Annotated in this window: 14 protein-coding genes and 1 pseudogene; 6 read left to right on the top strand and 9 right to left on the bottom strand. The window is 68.1% G+C overall.

All coding sequences use genetic code 11. The features are described 5' to 3' along the window. Nucleotides 1–2: 2 nt before the first annotated feature. Entirely contained in the window at nt 3–1,751 is a 1,749-nt protein-coding gene (locus GC106_RS10160) for a glycerol-3-phosphate dehydrogenase/oxidase (protein ID WP_173127831.1), read from the bottom strand. Nucleotides 1,752–1,989: 238 nt separating this feature from the next. Between GC106_RS10160 and GC106_RS10155 the strand changes: the two genes are divergently transcribed. Beyond that, the gene (locus GC106_RS10155; protein WP_173127380.1) at nt 1,990–2,733 is read left to right on the top strand and encodes an MIP/aquaporin family protein; all 744 of its coding nucleotides are present in this window, start codon (nt 1,990–1,992) and stop codon (nt 2,731–2,733) included. A gap of 25 nt (nt 2,734–2,758) precedes the next feature. Then, a complete protein-coding gene (gene glpK / locus GC106_RS10150) occupies nt 2,759–4,267 on the top strand; it encodes a glycerol kinase GlpK (protein WP_173127377.1) in 1,509 nt (502 codons plus the stop codon). A gap of 162 nt (nt 4,268–4,429) precedes the next feature. Here the strand turns inward: glpK and GC106_RS10145 are convergent, their stop codons facing one another. Further along, the gene (locus GC106_RS10145) at nt 4,430–4,978 is read right to left on the bottom strand and encodes an NUDIX hydrolase (protein ID WP_173127374.1); all 549 of its coding nucleotides are present in this window, start codon (nt 4,976–4,978) and stop codon (nt 4,430–4,432) included. A 125-nt stretch (nt 4,979–5,103) separates the two neighbouring features. On the opposite strand from GC106_RS10145, the gene GC106_RS10140 reads away from it, so the two are divergent. After that, the gene (locus GC106_RS10140) at nt 5,104–6,015 is read left to right on the top strand and encodes a DUF4231 domain-containing protein (protein WP_173127371.1); all 912 of its coding nucleotides are present in this window, start codon (nt 5,104–5,106) and stop codon (nt 6,013–6,015) included. Nucleotides 6,016–6,021: 6 nt separating this feature from the next. Here the strand turns inward: GC106_RS10140 and GC106_RS10135 are convergent. Next, nucleotides 6,022–6,135 (bottom strand): annotated as a pseudogene (locus GC106_RS10135) (class F sortase); the annotation flags it as partial. A gap of 45 nt (nt 6,136–6,180) precedes the next feature. Beyond that, entirely contained in the window at nt 6,181–6,618 is a 438-nt protein-coding gene (locus GC106_RS10130) for a SixA phosphatase family protein (RefSeq protein WP_173127368.1), read from the bottom strand. A gap of 48 nt (nt 6,619–6,666) precedes the next feature. On the opposite strand from GC106_RS10130, the gene GC106_RS10125 reads away from it, so the two are divergent. Beyond that, nucleotides 6,667–7,524 carry an LLM class flavin-dependent oxidoreductase gene (locus GC106_RS10125; RefSeq protein WP_173127366.1) on the top strand — a complete coding sequence of 286 codons (858 nt, stop codon included), beginning with the start codon at nt 6,667–6,669 and terminating at the stop codon, nt 7,522–7,524. 43 nt (nt 7,525–7,567) lie between these two features. On the opposite strand, the gene GC106_RS10120 is transcribed toward GC106_RS10125, so the two are convergent. The 3 genes from GC106_RS10120 to GC106_RS10110 form a co-directional block, all read right to left on the bottom strand. After that, nucleotides 7,568–8,179 (bottom strand): class F sortase, encoded by a 612-nt coding sequence (locus tag GC106_RS10120; protein ID WP_173127361.1) that lies wholly within the window; start codon nt 8,177–8,179, stop codon nt 7,568–7,570. A gap of 6 nt (nt 8,180–8,185) precedes the next feature. Further along, the gene (locus GC106_RS10115) at nt 8,186–8,560 is read right to left on the bottom strand and encodes a Tat pathway signal sequence domain protein (protein WP_173127358.1); all 375 of its coding nucleotides are present in this window, start codon (nt 8,558–8,560) and stop codon (nt 8,186–8,188) included. Nucleotides 8,561–9,524: 964 nt separating this feature from the next. Then, on the bottom strand, nt 9,525–10,928 hold the full coding sequence (locus tag GC106_RS10110; RefSeq protein ID WP_173127355.1) for an NAD(P)H-quinone dehydrogenase: 1,404 nt from the start codon (nt 10,926–10,928) through the stop codon (nt 9,525–9,527). A 104-nt stretch (nt 10,929–11,032) separates the two neighbouring features. Between GC106_RS10110 and GC106_RS10105 the strand changes: the two genes are divergently transcribed. Further along, complete coding sequence (locus GC106_RS10105; RefSeq protein WP_173127352.1) at nt 11,033–11,485, top strand: gamma-glutamylcyclotransferase family protein; 453 nt, start codon at nt 11,033–11,035, stop codon at nt 11,483–11,485. Nucleotides 11,486–11,618: 133 nt separating this feature from the next. Further along, nucleotides 11,619–11,771, top strand: a complete 153-nt coding sequence (locus tag GC106_RS10100) for a hypothetical protein (protein ID WP_173127349.1) — start codon at nt 11,619–11,621, stop codon at nt 11,769–11,771. Nucleotides 11,772–11,967: 196 nt separating this feature from the next. On the opposite strand, the gene GC106_RS10095 is transcribed toward GC106_RS10100, so the two are convergent. Together GC106_RS10095 and GC106_RS10090 are read right to left on the bottom strand one after the other, a co-directional pair. Further along, complete coding sequence (locus tag GC106_RS10095) at nt 11,968–13,233, bottom strand: M20 family metallopeptidase (protein WP_173127346.1); 1,266 nt, start codon at nt 13,231–13,233, stop codon at nt 11,968–11,970. Between the two features lie 228 nt (nt 13,234–13,461). Beyond that, nucleotides 13,462–13,728, bottom strand: coding sequence for a hypothetical protein (locus GC106_RS10090; protein WP_173127343.1), 267 nt, complete (start codon nt 13,726–13,728; stop codon nt 13,462–13,464). Nucleotide 13,729 lies beyond the last annotated feature (1 nt).

Here is a 13,729-nt window from a genome sequence, read left to right as displayed (position 1 = left end):
TTTCAGCTGACGGGTTCGACGATCTGGGAGCGGACTTCGGGTGCCTTGGACCGCAAGGCGTCCGCGGCTTCGTCGTTCGGCTGCGTCTGGGAGTCGCGTTCGGCCTGTACGCGCGCGGTGTAGAGCTCCACCTCGCGCTTGATGGTCGCCTCGTCCCAGCCCAGGACCTCCGCCATCAACGTGGCCACCTGCTGGGCGGCGTCCACACCACGATGCGCGTACTCGATGGAGATCCGGGTCCGCCGGGCGAGCACGTCCTCCAGGTGCAACGCGCCTTCGTGGCTGGTCGCGTACACGATCTCGACCTGTAGGTAGTCCGGCGCCGCGGTGAGCGGCTTGAGCAACTCGGGACGGTTCCCGGCCAGCGCCAGAACCTGATGGACCATCGAGCCGTACCGGTTGAGCAGGTGCCGTACGCGATACGGGTGCACGCTCGCCTTCACGGCTAGCTGATCGGCCTGGTTCACCAGGGCGTGGTAACCGTCCGCACCGAGCAGCGGCACTTTGTCCGTGATGGACGGTTGGATCCGGCCAGGCAGGTCGACCGCGGCCGCGTCCACGGCATCCGCCGCCATCACGCGGTACGTCGTGTACTTGCCGCCCGCGATCGCCACGAAACCCGGCGCGACACGCGCGACCGCGTGTTCACGGGAAAGCTTCGAGGTTTCCTCGCTCTCGCCGGCCAGCAGCGGGCGCAGTCCCGCGTAGACACCTTCGATGTCGTCCTGCGTCAAGGGTGTCGCGAGCACCTTGTTGACGTGCTCGAGGATGTAGTCGATGTCGCACTTCGTCGCGGCCGGGTGGGCCAGGTCGAGGTTCCAGTCCGTGTCGGTCGTTCCCACGATCCAGTGACTTCCCCACGGGATCACGAACAGCACGGACTTCTCCGTGCGCAGGATCAGCCCCGTTTCCGACACGATCCGGTCACGCGGGACCACGATGTGCACGCCTTTGCTGGCCCGCACACGGAACCGGCCACGGCTGCCGGACAGCCGTTGCATCTCGTCGGTCCACACGCCGGTCGCGTTGATCACGGCATTGGCCTGGATCTCGGTCTCCCGGCCGTCCTCGACGTCCCGGACCCGCACGCCGGAGATCCGGTCCGCCTCCCGGACCATGCCGACGACCTGCGTTGACGTCCGCACGACCGCGCCGTAATGCGCCGCCGTCCGAGCCACGGTCATGGTGTGCCGCGCGTCGTCCGCCTGCGCGTCGAAGTAGCGGATGCCGCCGATGAGCGCGTCACGCTTCAGCGCGGGAACCATCCGTAGCGCGCCTGCCCTGGTCAGGTGTTTCTGCCCGGGCACGGACCGCGCGCCGCCCATGGTGTCGTAGAGGAACAGTCCGGCCGCGGTGTACGGGCGTTCCCAGCCCCGGTGGGTCAACGGGTAGAGGAACGGCACCGGCTTCACCAGATGGGGCGCGATCCTGGTGAGCATCAGCTCACGTTCCCGCAACGCCTCCCGGACCAGCCCGAACTCGAGCTGCTCCAGGTACCGCAGGCCGCCGTGGAACAGCTTCGACGACCGGCTCGACGTGCCCGACGCCAGGTCGCGAGCCTCCACAAGGGCCACTCGCAGGCCGCGTGTCGCGGCGTCCAGCGCGGTGCCCGCGCCGACCACACCGCCACCGATCACGACCAGGTCGAACGTTTCCTCACCCAGCCTGCGCCACGAGTCCTCGCGCTCGGCCGGTCCCAGGCGGCCCGGAGCGGTCACCGGGTCGATGGTGCGGACTGGCTGCCTCGGCATGCGGCTGGCCACGTAACGCCTCCCTGCCCGACTCGACTATCCAGTGTTCCTCCCTCACGCTACCGCCATCCGCCGACAACCGCGCCGTGCGGACACGTGACGCCGATTGCGTCGTTTGGATCATGGACATCGGTGTTAGCGCGCACTAACGTCGCTGCTCACCGAGGGGTTGGGCAGCGTTGCCAGTCGGGGCCGCGCCGTCTGCCCTGGTCCGGGTGGCCGAACGTTGGAGGTGGCGATGGGCGCGGGCCAGATATTCGTCTGGGAGATGCTGGGTACCGCCGTACTGATCCTGCTGGGTACCGGTGTGGTGGCCAACCATGTGCTGAGAGACACGCTCGGCAGCGGCACCGGCTTCCTGTTCGTGAACTTCGGCTGGGCCTTCGCCGTGTTCACCGGCGCCAGCATCGCGGCGCCGAGCGGAGCGCACCTCAACCCGGCGGTCACGCTCGGTCTGGCGATCACCGGCAAGACCGAGTGGGCGGACGTCCCGATCTACGTCCTGGCCCAGCTGGTCGGCGCGATCATCGGTGCGACGCTGTGCTGGTTGACCTACAAGCTGCAGTTCGACACGCACCCGGAACCCGCGAACACGCTGGGTATCTTCTCGACCGCGCCGACCGTGCGCAATCCACTGTGGAACACCGTGACCGAGGTGATCGGCACGTTCGTGCTGGTCGGCTGGATCCTGCTGAGCCCGGCGGCGAAGGCCGCGGGAACCGACGGCGTGCCGCAGTTCGGCAACTCGGCACTCGGGTACGCCGCCGTCGCGTTCGTCGTGCTGGTGATCGGTACGTCACTCGGCGGGCCGACGGGCTACGCCATCAACCCGGCGCGTGACCTGGGCCCGCGCATCGCGTACGCGATCCTGCCGATCCGCGGCAAGGGCAGCGCGGACTGGGGATACTCGTGGGTGCCGATCGTCGGTCCGCTGATCGGCGCGCTGCTCGCCGGCCTGTTGTACCTCGTACTGCCTGTCTAGGCCTGTCAAGGAAAGGACGCTCACCATGGCCCAGTACGTGGCCGCGATCGACCAGGGAACCACGTCCACGCGGTGCATGATCTTCAGCCATGACGGCCGGGTGGTCTCGGTCGACCAGAAGGAACACGAGCAGATCTTCCCCAAGGCCGGGTGGGTCGAACACGACCCGGAGGAGGTCTGGCGCAACACCCGGGAAGTCGCCGCGGGCGCCGTGGCCAAGGCGGACCTGCACGTCTCGGACATCGCGGCGGTGGGCATCACCAACCAGCGCGAGACCGCGGTGGTGTGGGACAAGGCGACCGGCAAGCCGGTCTACAACGCGATCGTCTGGCAGGACACCCGAACCGACAAGATCGTCAACGAGCTCGGCGCGCTGGGCGGCGGCCAGGAGCGCTACCGCGCGAAGACGGGCCTGCCGCTGGCGACGTACTTCTCCGGCCCGAAGATCCGCTGGATTCTGGACAATGTGGACGGAGCACGCGAGCGCGCGGAGCGGGGCGAGCTGCTGTTCGGCAACATGGACACGTGGGTGCTGTGGAACATGACGGGCGGGGCCGAAGGCGGCGTGCACGTCACCGACCCGACGAACGCGTCCCGCACCATGCTGATGGACCTGGACACGTTGCAGTGGGACGCCGAGATCGCCGGTGAGATGGGCATTCCGATGTCGATGCTGCCGGAGATCCGGTCGTCCTCGGAGGTGTACGGCAACGTCCGCGAACGCGGCGCGTTGGCCGGCGTGCCGATCGCCGGAATCCTGGGCGACCAGCAGGCGGCGACCTTCGGCCAGGCCTGCCTGTCACCCGGCGAGGCGAAGAACACGTACGGCACAGGCAACTTCGTCCTGCTCAACACCGGAACCGAGAAGGTGATGAGCGAGAACGGCCTGCTGACGACGGTCTGCTACAAGATCGGCTCGAACGACACGGTCTACGCGCTGGAAGGCTCGATCGCCGTGACGGGATCGCTGGTGCAGTGGATCCGTGACAACCTCGGCATGATCACCACGGCCGCGGAGATCGAGCAGCACGCCCGCCAGGTCGAGGACAACGGCGGCTGCTACTTCGTGCCCGCGTTCTCCGGACTGTTCGCGCCCTACTGGCGTTCCGACGCGCGGGGCGCGATCGTCGGCCTGACCCGGTTCGTCAACAAAGGACACTTGGCGCGCGCGGTGCTTGAGGCAACGGCCTTCCAGTCGCGTGAGGTCATCGACGCGATGAACGCCGACTCCGGTGTCCCGTTGACGGCTCTGAAGGTCGACGGCGGCATGGTCGCCAACGAACTGCTCATGCAGTTCCAGGCGGACATCCTGAACGTCCCGGTGATCCGGCCGGTCGTCGCGGAGACAACCGCTTTGGGCGCCGCGTACGCCGCCGGCCTGGCCGTCGGCTTCTGGTCCGGCGAGGACGACATCCGCAACAACTGGGCCAAGGACAAGCAGTGGGACCCGGCGCTGGACGAGGCCAAGCGGGAATCCCTGTTCGGCGAATGGAAGAAGGCCGTCACCAAGACCTTCGACTGGGTGACGGACTGACAGCCGGCAAGTAACCCGATCCGGTGAAGCCGGTGCGAACGGACCGTTCGCACCGGCTTCACCCTTGTTTCCCCACCTCAAACCCCCAGTCTCCAGTAGACTGGGCTCGGGGTCGCCCCCCGGGAGTGGTGGGGGCTGCCTTGGGGGGCGGTTTCTGGTACCTCAGAGGTTGCGGGATGCCAAGTAGTACATGAGTGCGACAAGCGCCCCCGCGCCGAGAATTTTCTGCTGTCGCGCCAATTCCGGAACACGGCTCAGCGGAACCCACTCGATGCGACCGACTTCCTCGGTCTCCGTCGGCTCGCCGACCCACTCGGCCTCTCGCCACATGTACACGTCCGTACGAGCCCTGACCTGTCCGGGCAGCGGCTCGAAGCCAAGCAGGTGCTCGGGCTCGCCCACCGGCCGCCAGCCGCTCTCCTCAAGCGCCTCACGCGACGCCGCGACGGCTGGTTCCTCGCCCTGCTCGACCAGGCCACCCGGCAGCTCGTAGCCCCACTGATCGGTGGGGAACCGGTAGCGCCACAACATCAGTGCCCGGTCCTGATCGTCCACGACCAACGCGATGGCGATCCGGTCCAGACTGACCACGTGGTAGTCCCAGCGCTCACCGTTGGGTGCCTCCACGTCCACGAGTCCAAGCCGTACCCACCTGTCGTCGTAGACCGTCCGCTCGCCGAAGACCTTCCAGGTGCCGCGATGTTCACTCACGAACGCAGCGTACGACCCGGACGCCCCACTTCTGTTGGACCAGCGTCGAAAGGCTCGTCGACCCGCTATGTTCTTACCCCGACGCCATCGAACAGAACTGACGAGAGCCGGAGCAAGGCGCCACCATGACAGAGCCGACGAGCCCTCTCTTCACCTGGCAGCAACTCCCGCCGTTTTTCCAGGACGCCGACGCCAGCTCCATCCGGGTGAAACGCCGTTACTTCGGCCAGTTACGCCTCAGCCTCATCCTGCTCTTCGTCGCCGCGGCCAGCGGAGCGGCGACGCTGAAAATCAACGACAAAGGTGTCGACTGGGCGGGCGTCGCCGCGGCGATGGCCTTTCTCGCGTCCCTCATCGTGCGCTTCTACATCGAACAACAGCAGGACGAGAACCGCTGGTACGAATGCCGGACGGCGGCGGAGTCGTGCAAGACGCTCGCATGGCGATATGCCGTCTGCGGAGATCCCTTCCCGGAGTCCATGCCCGCCGCCGAGGCTCGCAAACTGTTCGTCCAGCGGCTGCGGGAACTCAGCCGGGATCTGCGGATCGTCGACGTCTCCAGCGGAGACGACATCAACGAGGCCATGGAACGCTGCCGTGCCGCGGACAAAGCGCAGCGTATCGAGACCTACCGGGTGGGCCGCCTGATGGAACAAATCGACTGGTACTCGAAGACCGCGGCCACGCGTGACCGGCAATCACGGATATGGCGCACCATCGCGCTTGTCGGCGAACTGGTCGGTGTCGGCGCGGGAGCTCTCAAGGCCTCCGGTGTGACTTCGATCGACCTGCTGGGCGTCGCCAGCGCCGCTGTGGCCGGCATAACCGCCTGGCTCCAGGCCAAACAGCTGCAAAGTGAAGCGGTGTCGTACAACCTGACAGCCCGGGAGATACGGCACGTGCTCTCCCTTCTCGACAAGGACATGGACGGCGAGCAGTGGGCCGCTTTTGTCGACGAGGCAGAGGGAACGATCTCCCGGGAGCACACCATGTGGAGCGCGGGCAGAACAGGCCGGGCGCGCCTGAAGGAAGTCTGACGACTGCTATTTGAGCATGGCGAAGACGATGATGTTGTCCTGGTAGCTCTTCGCCGTCTTGTCAAACTCCCCGCCGCAGGTGATCAGGCGCAGTTCCGGATTCGTGGTGTCCCCGTACACCTGACGGGAATCTCTGAGCAACCTCGGGGGTGCTCACGCGTCTTTCTACAGTTCCGTCCACGATCCGCTGAACGTCACCGCGGCCAGGCTCGCGGGCGGGAACTGTTGGGGCGCTTGATCTCCCAGCAGCGTCCAGGCCAGCTCGTGCAGTCCTGGGTTGTGCCCGATCAGCAACAGGGTGCGGACGTCTTCGTCGGTCTGCCAGATCAGCTCGCGCAGGGTGCGCGCGCTGGCTTCGTAGATGCTCGACTCGAAGTCGACGCCCGGTTGGGTGGCCAGCTCGGTGCTGACCTGTTGCCACGTCTGCCGCGTGCGCAACGCGGGTGAGCAGAGCACGTGTTCCGGCTGGAACGGCGCGAGCTGCCGACCGGCGTACGCGGCCTCCTGGCGGCCGATCGGCGTCAGCGGACGCTTGGCGTCGGCCATACCTGGCTCGTTCGCGGCGCTGGCGTGCCGGAGTATCAGCAGCGTGCGGGCGGTCATGACGCCAGTCTCGCAGTTTTGTCGGTGGGTGGGTGCATGGTGTGAGGCATGCGATTCTCGGTGAGCATCCCCAACTTCGGCGACTTCGCCGACCCTGAGGCGGTGGCCGTCCTGGCTCAGGCGGTCGAACACGCGGGGTGGGACGCGTTGTTCGTGTGGGACCACGTGGTGCACGAGAAGCGTCTGGTCAGAGAGATCGCCGATCCGTGGATCCTGCTCACCGCCGCGGCCATGGTCACCAGCCGGATCAGGCTCGGCACGATGATCACGCCGGTCGCCCGCCGCCGCCCGCAGAAACTGGCGCGTGAGGTCACCACGCTGGACCGGCTCACCGGCGGCCGGATGATCCTCGGCGCCGGTCTCGGCGATCCGGTCGACGACGAGTACGGCGCTTTCGGTGAGCCGACTTCTCGACGCGTGCTCGCCGAACGGCTCGACGAGGGTTTAGCCGTGCTGGACCGGTTGTGGTCGGGAGAACGTACGACGTACGAAGGCGAGCACGTGATCGTCCGGGATGTGATGTTCCGGCCGACGCCCGTGCAGCGGCCGCGCGTGCCCATCTGGGTCGGTGGGCGGTGGCCGAACCTGCCGCCGATGCGTCGTGCGGCGCGGTGGGACGGCGCCGTGCCGATCATGTCCGGCGCGTGGCAGGCGGAACCGCCACCCCTGGACGAGGTCACCGCCGCGGGCAAGTTCCTACAAGCCGCGCGTGCCGAAGCGGGGCTGGAAGACGAACCGTTCGACTTCGTGGTCGGCGGTTCCAGCCCTGGCGGTGCATGGCCGACGCTTCAGCCGCTGGCCGAGGCAGGCGTGACGTGGTGGGACGAGCGCATGCCGTTCGGCGAGTTGCTCGACAACGCCGACGCGATTCGCAGACGGGTCGACCAAGGCCCACCGACGGCGTGATTTGGTGTGGGGCCCCACACCAAATCACCACTCGACCCTCTACTCAGGACACGGGAGGCACCAGTGCCGCATAGACGATGATGTTGTCCTTGTAGCTGTGGGCCGCTTGGTCGAACTGGCCGCCGCACGTGATCAGGCGCAGTTCAGCGCCTTGTGTGTCGCCGTAGACCTTGTCGGTCGGGAACTCACGCTTGGCGATCTGCTCGACGTGGGTGACCTTGAACTGCGCGGTCCGGCCGTCCTGCCTGGACACCAGCACCTCGTCGCCGACGGCCATCTCCTTGAGACGGAAGAAGATCCCGGGTTTCTTGTTCCCGTCGACGTGGCCGAGGATGATCGAGGGGCCGAGCTCGCCCGGTGTCGGCGCCTTGTCGTACCAGCCCGCCTGCATGGGCTGGTCGACCGGCGGGACCTGGATGGTCTGGTCGGCGTTCAGCCCGAGCGGGATCAGCGACGACCGTGCGCCGATCTTCGGAATGGAGATCTCGGTCGGTGTCGAGGCAGGCAACGCGGTCGTGCCGTTCGCGGCAGGCGAGGCAGCGTCAGACTGCACTGTGGACAGTGGCTGCGACTGCCCCGCCTGCTCCTCCCCCTGACCGCCGCTACACCCGGTCAGTGCGCAGACGAGAACCGCGACACCAAGCCATTTCCGCATCGGCACTCAGCTCTGCTTGCGCAGCCGCCGGTAGGCCACGGAGCCGCCACCGGCCACGACGACCAGTGCGATGCCGCCGATCACCAGCGCACCGGCGCCCGAGGACGAATCCTGCATGCCGCCGCCGGTTTCCGGCGCGCCGACCGGCTTGACGATCGAGGGCCGCTGCGGCGCGGGCGGCACCGCCGTCGGAACCGTGGGCCGGACCCTGCTCGACGGCTCGGACGGCTGGGCGGCGGGAGCCTGCCGCTGCCGCTCGGACGCCGGGCTGGCCGTCGGTGCCGGCGGCTGGGAACTGTTGTCCGCCAGGGCGATCGGCGCACCAAGGACAAGGACACCGGCGCCGAGCACGAGACCGGCCACAGTGGAGCGAATACGCATCGGAGACCTTTCATACGATCAGGCGGGTTCATGCCTTCGCACCTGACACGCCCCAGTGGATCTCCGGGTTGCCCCGAGTTTCGAGGAAATTCTCAGCGAACCGGATCGGGGCACAGAGCTGGGACGATGGCAGGCAGCCACGCCCACGCTCGCCGCCGACAACCGCCCGAACGCGAAGCCGGACATGGTGATACCGGCAGCCTCGGTGCACCCTTGGGCACATGGCTGACGCGCCCGATCATGCCAAGCGGCCCGGCCGACCAATCCACAGCGACGCTCGCGCCGACAGCCGCCCGAACCAGAAGCCCGACCACCGCACCAGACACGTCGATGCCCGGCGCGCCTGGCCGCGGTTCGCCCACACAGGGCTCGCGCCCGCGATCAGGCCGAATGACCCAGCCACCCGAACCCGACTACCGCACTCAGACATGTCCATGCCTGACAGCCTCGCCCGGCTCATCCCCGGACACAGAGGCTCGCGCCCGCGATCAGGCCGAGCGGCCCAGCCTCCGAACCACAGCGACGCTCGACGCCGACAGCCACTCAAACCCAAGCCCAGCCACCGCACCCAGACACGTCGATACCCTGCCCGTCTCACCCCTGGGCGCATGGCTCACACCCACCATGAGGCCGAGCAACCCAGCCACCCAATTCGCAGCAACGCTCAGCGCGACAACCGCCCAAGCTAAGCCCAATCACCGCGCCCAGGCACGACGATGCCCGGCAGCGCCACCCGGTTCGCCCACGACACAGGGGCTCACGCCCGCGATCAGGCCGAATGACCCAGCCACCCGAACCCGACTACCGCACTCAGACATCTCTATGCCTGACAGCCTCGCCCGGCTCATCCCCGGACACAGAGGCTCGCACCCGCGATCAGGCCGAGCGGCCCGGTCGACCGATCCGCGACGCTTGGCTGAAGTGTCGCCGTACAAGGACCTCAGTCACGGTTGGCTTGAGTTGCTCAGTCCAGGTCGTCGTGCCTCATCAGGCGCCTGCCTGCCTCGGTGATCGAACCGGACAGGGAGGGATAGACCGAGAAGGTCAGGGCGAGGTGCTCGACTGTCAGTTGGTTCTGCACGGCGATGGCGATCGGGAGGATCAGCTCGCTGGCCGAAGGGGCGACCACCACGCCGCCGATCACCACGCCGGTGGCGGGGCGGCAGAACAGCTTCACGAAGCCGCGGCGCAGGCCCTCCATCTTGGCCCGTGCGTTGGTCGCCAGCGGCAGCATGATCGTGCGGGCGGGCACTTCGCCGGAGTCGATGGCCTGCTGGCTGATGCCGACCGTGGCGATCTCCGGGTGGGTGAACACGTTCGCCGCGACCGTCTTGAGCCTGATCGGGGCGACGCCCTCGCCCAGGGCATGCCACATCGCGATCCGGCCCTGCATGCCCGCGACCGACGCCAGCATCAACACGCCGGTGCAGTCGCCTGCCGCGTAGACGCCGGGCACGCCCGTGCGCGACACGCGGTCGACCGAGATGAACCCGCCGGGGCCCGGCTGGATGCCGACCTTCTCCAGGCCGATGTCGGTGGTGTTCGGGACGGAGCCGACCGTCATCAGGGCGTGGCTGGCTTCGATCTTCCGGCCGTCCTGCAGGTGCACGACAACGCCGTCGGACACACGCTCGACCTTTTCCGCCCGCGCGTGCTTGTACAGCGTCGTGCCGCGCTCGGCGAAGGCGTCCTCCAGCACTGCGGCGGCGTCCGCGTCCTCGTGCGGCAGCACACGGTCGCGGCTGGACACCACGCTGACCTTCACGCCCATCTCGGTGTACGCCGAGGCGAACTCCGCACCGGTGACACCCGAGCCGACCACGACCAAGTGCTCGGGCAGCTCGGTGAGGTCGTACAGCTGACGCCAGTCGAGGATTCGCTCACCGTCCGGCACCGCACCCGGCAGGACACGGGGGGTGGCGCCCGTTGCGATCAGCGTCACATCGGCCGGAAGCACCTCGGGCTCGCCGCTGTGCGGGGTCACACCGATCAGATGCGCGGCCATGCCGGGCTGCTCGTCGACGAACCGCGCAGTCCCCGCGATCAGCCGGACGCCCTCACGCTGAAGCCGCGCGCGGATGTCTGCCGACTGGGCGAGCGCCAGGCCGCGCACACGCCCGTGCACCACCGGCACTTCGACCGCCGCATCCGAGCCGTTGGTGCGAATGCCCAGCTCATCGGCGTTGCGGAAGGCCGACCGCGCGCCCGCCGAGGCGATGAACGTCTTCGACGGAACGCAGTCGTACAACACGCACGCGCCACCGAGGCCGTCGCGCTCGACAATCGTGACGTCGGCGCCGTGCTGCGCTGCGACCAGCGCAGCTTCATAGCCGCCGACGCCGCCACCCATGATCACGATCCGGGTCAACGGACTTCCTCCTGTGCCGCACGAGCTGGTCCGTATAAACCGTACGCGTGACTCCCCGAGCCGCATCCCCTCGGGGGATGTGTCGGGTCGCTACGCTGTCCGTCGTGCCGCTCTATGCCGCGTACGGGTCCAACATGGATCCCAGCCAAATGCTCGAGCGAGCGCCCTACTCGCCGATGGCGGGTACCGGGTGGCTCGTCGGCTGGCGTCTGACCTTCGGAGGCGAGGACCTCAGCTGGGAGGGCGCTCTCGCCACCGTCGTCGAGGATCCCGAGTCGCAGGTGTTCTGCGTGCTCTACGACGTCAGTCCCCGCGACGAATCCCGGCTGGACCGCTGGGAAGGCGCGCTGGGCCTGTACAAGAAGATCCGGCTGCGGGTGCAGACACTGGAGGGCTCCGTCGTCGCCTGGCTCTATGTTCTGGACGCCTACGAGGGTGGTCTCCCTTCCGCTCGCTACCTGGGTGTGGTGGCCGACGCGGCCGAGGCAGCGGGTGCACCCGCCGACTACGTCGCCGACCTGCGGATCAGGCCCTGTCAGGGGATCGGGCCGGGGTGATCAGCCAATGAGGCGATAACACCCCCTCAGCAACTCCAGAGCCCGCGTCTGGCCACGTGGGTCGGCGCGGGTCCGGACGCACCAGGCGACCCGTTCGAGGAAGCGCCCGCGATGATCAGGCGGGTGCATCGCCATGGCGTCGTGGAAGCACGTGAGCGCGCACAGGCTGGTCGCGGCAGAGCACCTCGGCGAGCGCTCGTTCGGCGGCAAGGACCTTCAGGACATGGATGGTCTCTACGTCATGTCGCTGGATGGTGCCGTGGTGCACGGCTGTGCCGGGCCGTGACCGGATTCAGCGCCGGTCCGGGACGAGGACATGGACGGTCACCCGGTCGGCCGCCTGGCAGCCGTACAGGGCCAACGCTGTGTGATTGGTGATGATTGCGTCAGGTCCGGCATCACGAAGGGCTTCCCGCCCTCGTGAGTGTTTATCAGGGTTAGAACACCGATAAACACTCACGAGGGGATGGGCGTGGTGGTGTTCAGGCGGCGAGGGCGGTCAGGGCTGTGTGGACCATGACTCGGGCGCCGGTCAGCAGGGCGCGTTCGTCCAGCTGGAAGGTGGGCTGGTGGAGGTCGCGCATCACGCCTTCGCCGGGCCAGACGCCCAGGCGGGCGAAGGAGCCGGGGATGTTCTCGAGGTACCAGCCGAAGTCCTCGCCGCCGGAGGACTGCTTGGTGCCGGCCAGTGCGTCGCCGCCGAGGGCCGATTCGATGCCGGCGCGCAGGATGGCCGTGCTCTCGCTGTCGTTCACCACGGGCGGCACGCCACGGCGGTGGTGCAGCTCGTACCCCACGCCCAAGGGCGTGACCAGGGACTGGACGAGGCCCGCGACCAGCGGCTCCAGGTCTGCCCAGACCTCGTGGTCGCCGGTCCGCAGGGTGCCGCGCAGCACGCCTTCCTCCGGCACCGCGTTGGGGGCCTCGCCGGCGTGCACGGCACCCCAGACCAGCACCGTGCCGGAGCGGGGGTCGACGCGGCGGGACAGCAGCGCGGGCAGGCCGGTGATCACCGTGCCCAGCGCGTGCACGAGGTCTGCCGTCAGGTGCGGACGGGAGGTGTGACCGCCTGGCGAGGTCAGGCGCAGTTCGAGCAGGTCGGTCGCGGAGGTGATGGCGCCGACGCGGGTGCCCACGCGGCCGACCTCGACGCGCGGGTCGCAGTGCAGGCCGAAGATCCGTTCGACGCCCTTCAGCGCGCCTGCTTCGATCATGTCGAGGGCTCCGCCGGGCATGACCTCCTCGGCGGGCTGGAAGATCAGCCGGACACGGCCGGGCAGCTCCGGCGCGGACGCCAGCGCGAGGCCCGCGGCGAGCAGGATGGTCGTGTGCGCATCGTGTCCACATGAATGCGCTACGCCGTCCACCCTGGACGCGAAGGGCAGTCCGGTTGCCTCCTGCAGCGGCAAAGCGTCGATGTCCGCCCGCAGCGCGACGCAGCGGTCGCCCGTGCCGACGTCGCAGATCAGGCCCGTTCCAGTTGGCCCGATGATCGGCTGCAGACCGGCGGACGCCAGCATCGTGGCGAGCAGCTGGGTGGTCTGGAACTCCTGCCTGGACAGCTCCGGGTGCGCGTGGATGTGCCGGTACCAGGCGACGATGTCGCCGACGTTGCCGGACAGCCATCCGTCCAACCAGGACGGGCCGCGACCGGCACCGATGTCATCCACAGTGGGCATACTGACGCCGGAGCCGGTCAGTAGCACATCAGGTTCGCCCTCCTGGGCGTGCGAGTCCAGAACAGTCATGCCGCACCTCCGCGGCAGCACCACGGAACGGATCAGTGGTACCGGGTTCGAGATTCAGGTTCTTTGAGTAGACATCGTGCACGGTCGGCGCAACAGAAGTGTCACTCGGCACCCATCCTGCCCTATCGTCCCCGGGCGCGAGCGGCGAATCAGATGATCAAACCGGTCGCCGGTAGCGCGGCTGCGCCAAACGGTTGACAAGATTCAGTCAGGCCGAATCGGCGATCATCATGAGCTTTTCTTGGCCCGCTTACGCCTGGCCCGGTGCCCGAGGACCACGATGCCGAGCAGCACGATGGCGGCGATCCCGATCACCAGACGCTGCCGCGAGTTCGCCGCGTCCTGCTCGGTCGGCGGCGTGTCGATCGTCGGCCCAGGCGGCGCGGTGGCGGTCTGCTGGGCGTACGGAGCCAATTGGGCGGGTGCGGCCGTCGCGGCCCCAACGGGCAGGCAGAACAGCACAACGAGCACACAAGCGACCACAGCTCGCATCATT

It is taken from the genome of Kibdelosporangium persicum, from assembly GCF_013280595.1.
GTDB lineage: Bacteria > Actinomycetota > Actinomycetes > Mycobacteriales > Pseudonocardiaceae > Kibdelosporangium > Kibdelosporangium persicum.
This window is presented reverse-complemented; position numbering and strand designations above follow the sequence as displayed.

Bases quoted from the DNA above. Each gene is read 5' to 3' on its own strand.
- GC106_RS10155 (WP_173127380.1), top strand. From the start codon at position 1,990: ATGGGCGCGGGCCAGATATTCGTCTGGGAGATGCTGGGTACCGCCGTA.
- GC106_RS10095 (WP_173127346.1), bottom strand. From the start codon at position 13,233: ATGACTGTTCTGGACTCGCACGCCCAGGAGGGCGAACCTGATGTGCTA.
- GC106_RS10160 (WP_173127831.1), bottom strand. From the start codon at position 1,751: ATGCCGAGGCAGCCAGTCCGCACCATCGACCCGGTGACCGCTCCGGGC.
- GC106_RS10100 (WP_173127349.1), top strand. From the start codon at position 11,619: ATGGCGTCGTGGAAGCACGTGAGCGCGCACAGGCTGGTCGCGGCAGAG.
- GC106_RS10140 (WP_173127371.1), top strand. From the start codon at position 5,104: ATGACAGAGCCGACGAGCCCTCTCTTCACCTGGCAGCAACTCCCGCCG.
- GC106_RS10125 (WP_173127366.1), top strand. From the start codon at position 6,667: ATGCGATTCTCGGTGAGCATCCCCAACTTCGGCGACTTCGCCGACCCT.
- GC106_RS10120 (WP_173127361.1), bottom strand. From the start codon at position 8,179: ATGCGGAAATGGCTTGGTGTCGCGGTTCTCGTCTGCGCACTGACCGGG.
- GC106_RS10130 (WP_173127368.1), bottom strand. From the start codon at position 6,618: ATGACCGCCCGCACGCTGCTGATACTCCGGCACGCCAGCGCCGCGAAC.
- GC106_RS10090 (WP_173127343.1), bottom strand. From the start codon at position 13,728: ATGATGCGAGCTGTGGTCGCTTGTGTGCTCGTTGTGCTGTTCTGCCTG.
- glpK (WP_173127377.1), top strand. From the start codon at position 2,759: ATGGCCCAGTACGTGGCCGCGATCGACCAGGGAACCACGTCCACGCGG.
- GC106_RS10115 (WP_173127358.1), bottom strand. From the start codon at position 8,560: ATGCGTATTCGCTCCACTGTGGCCGGTCTCGTGCTCGGCGCCGGTGTC.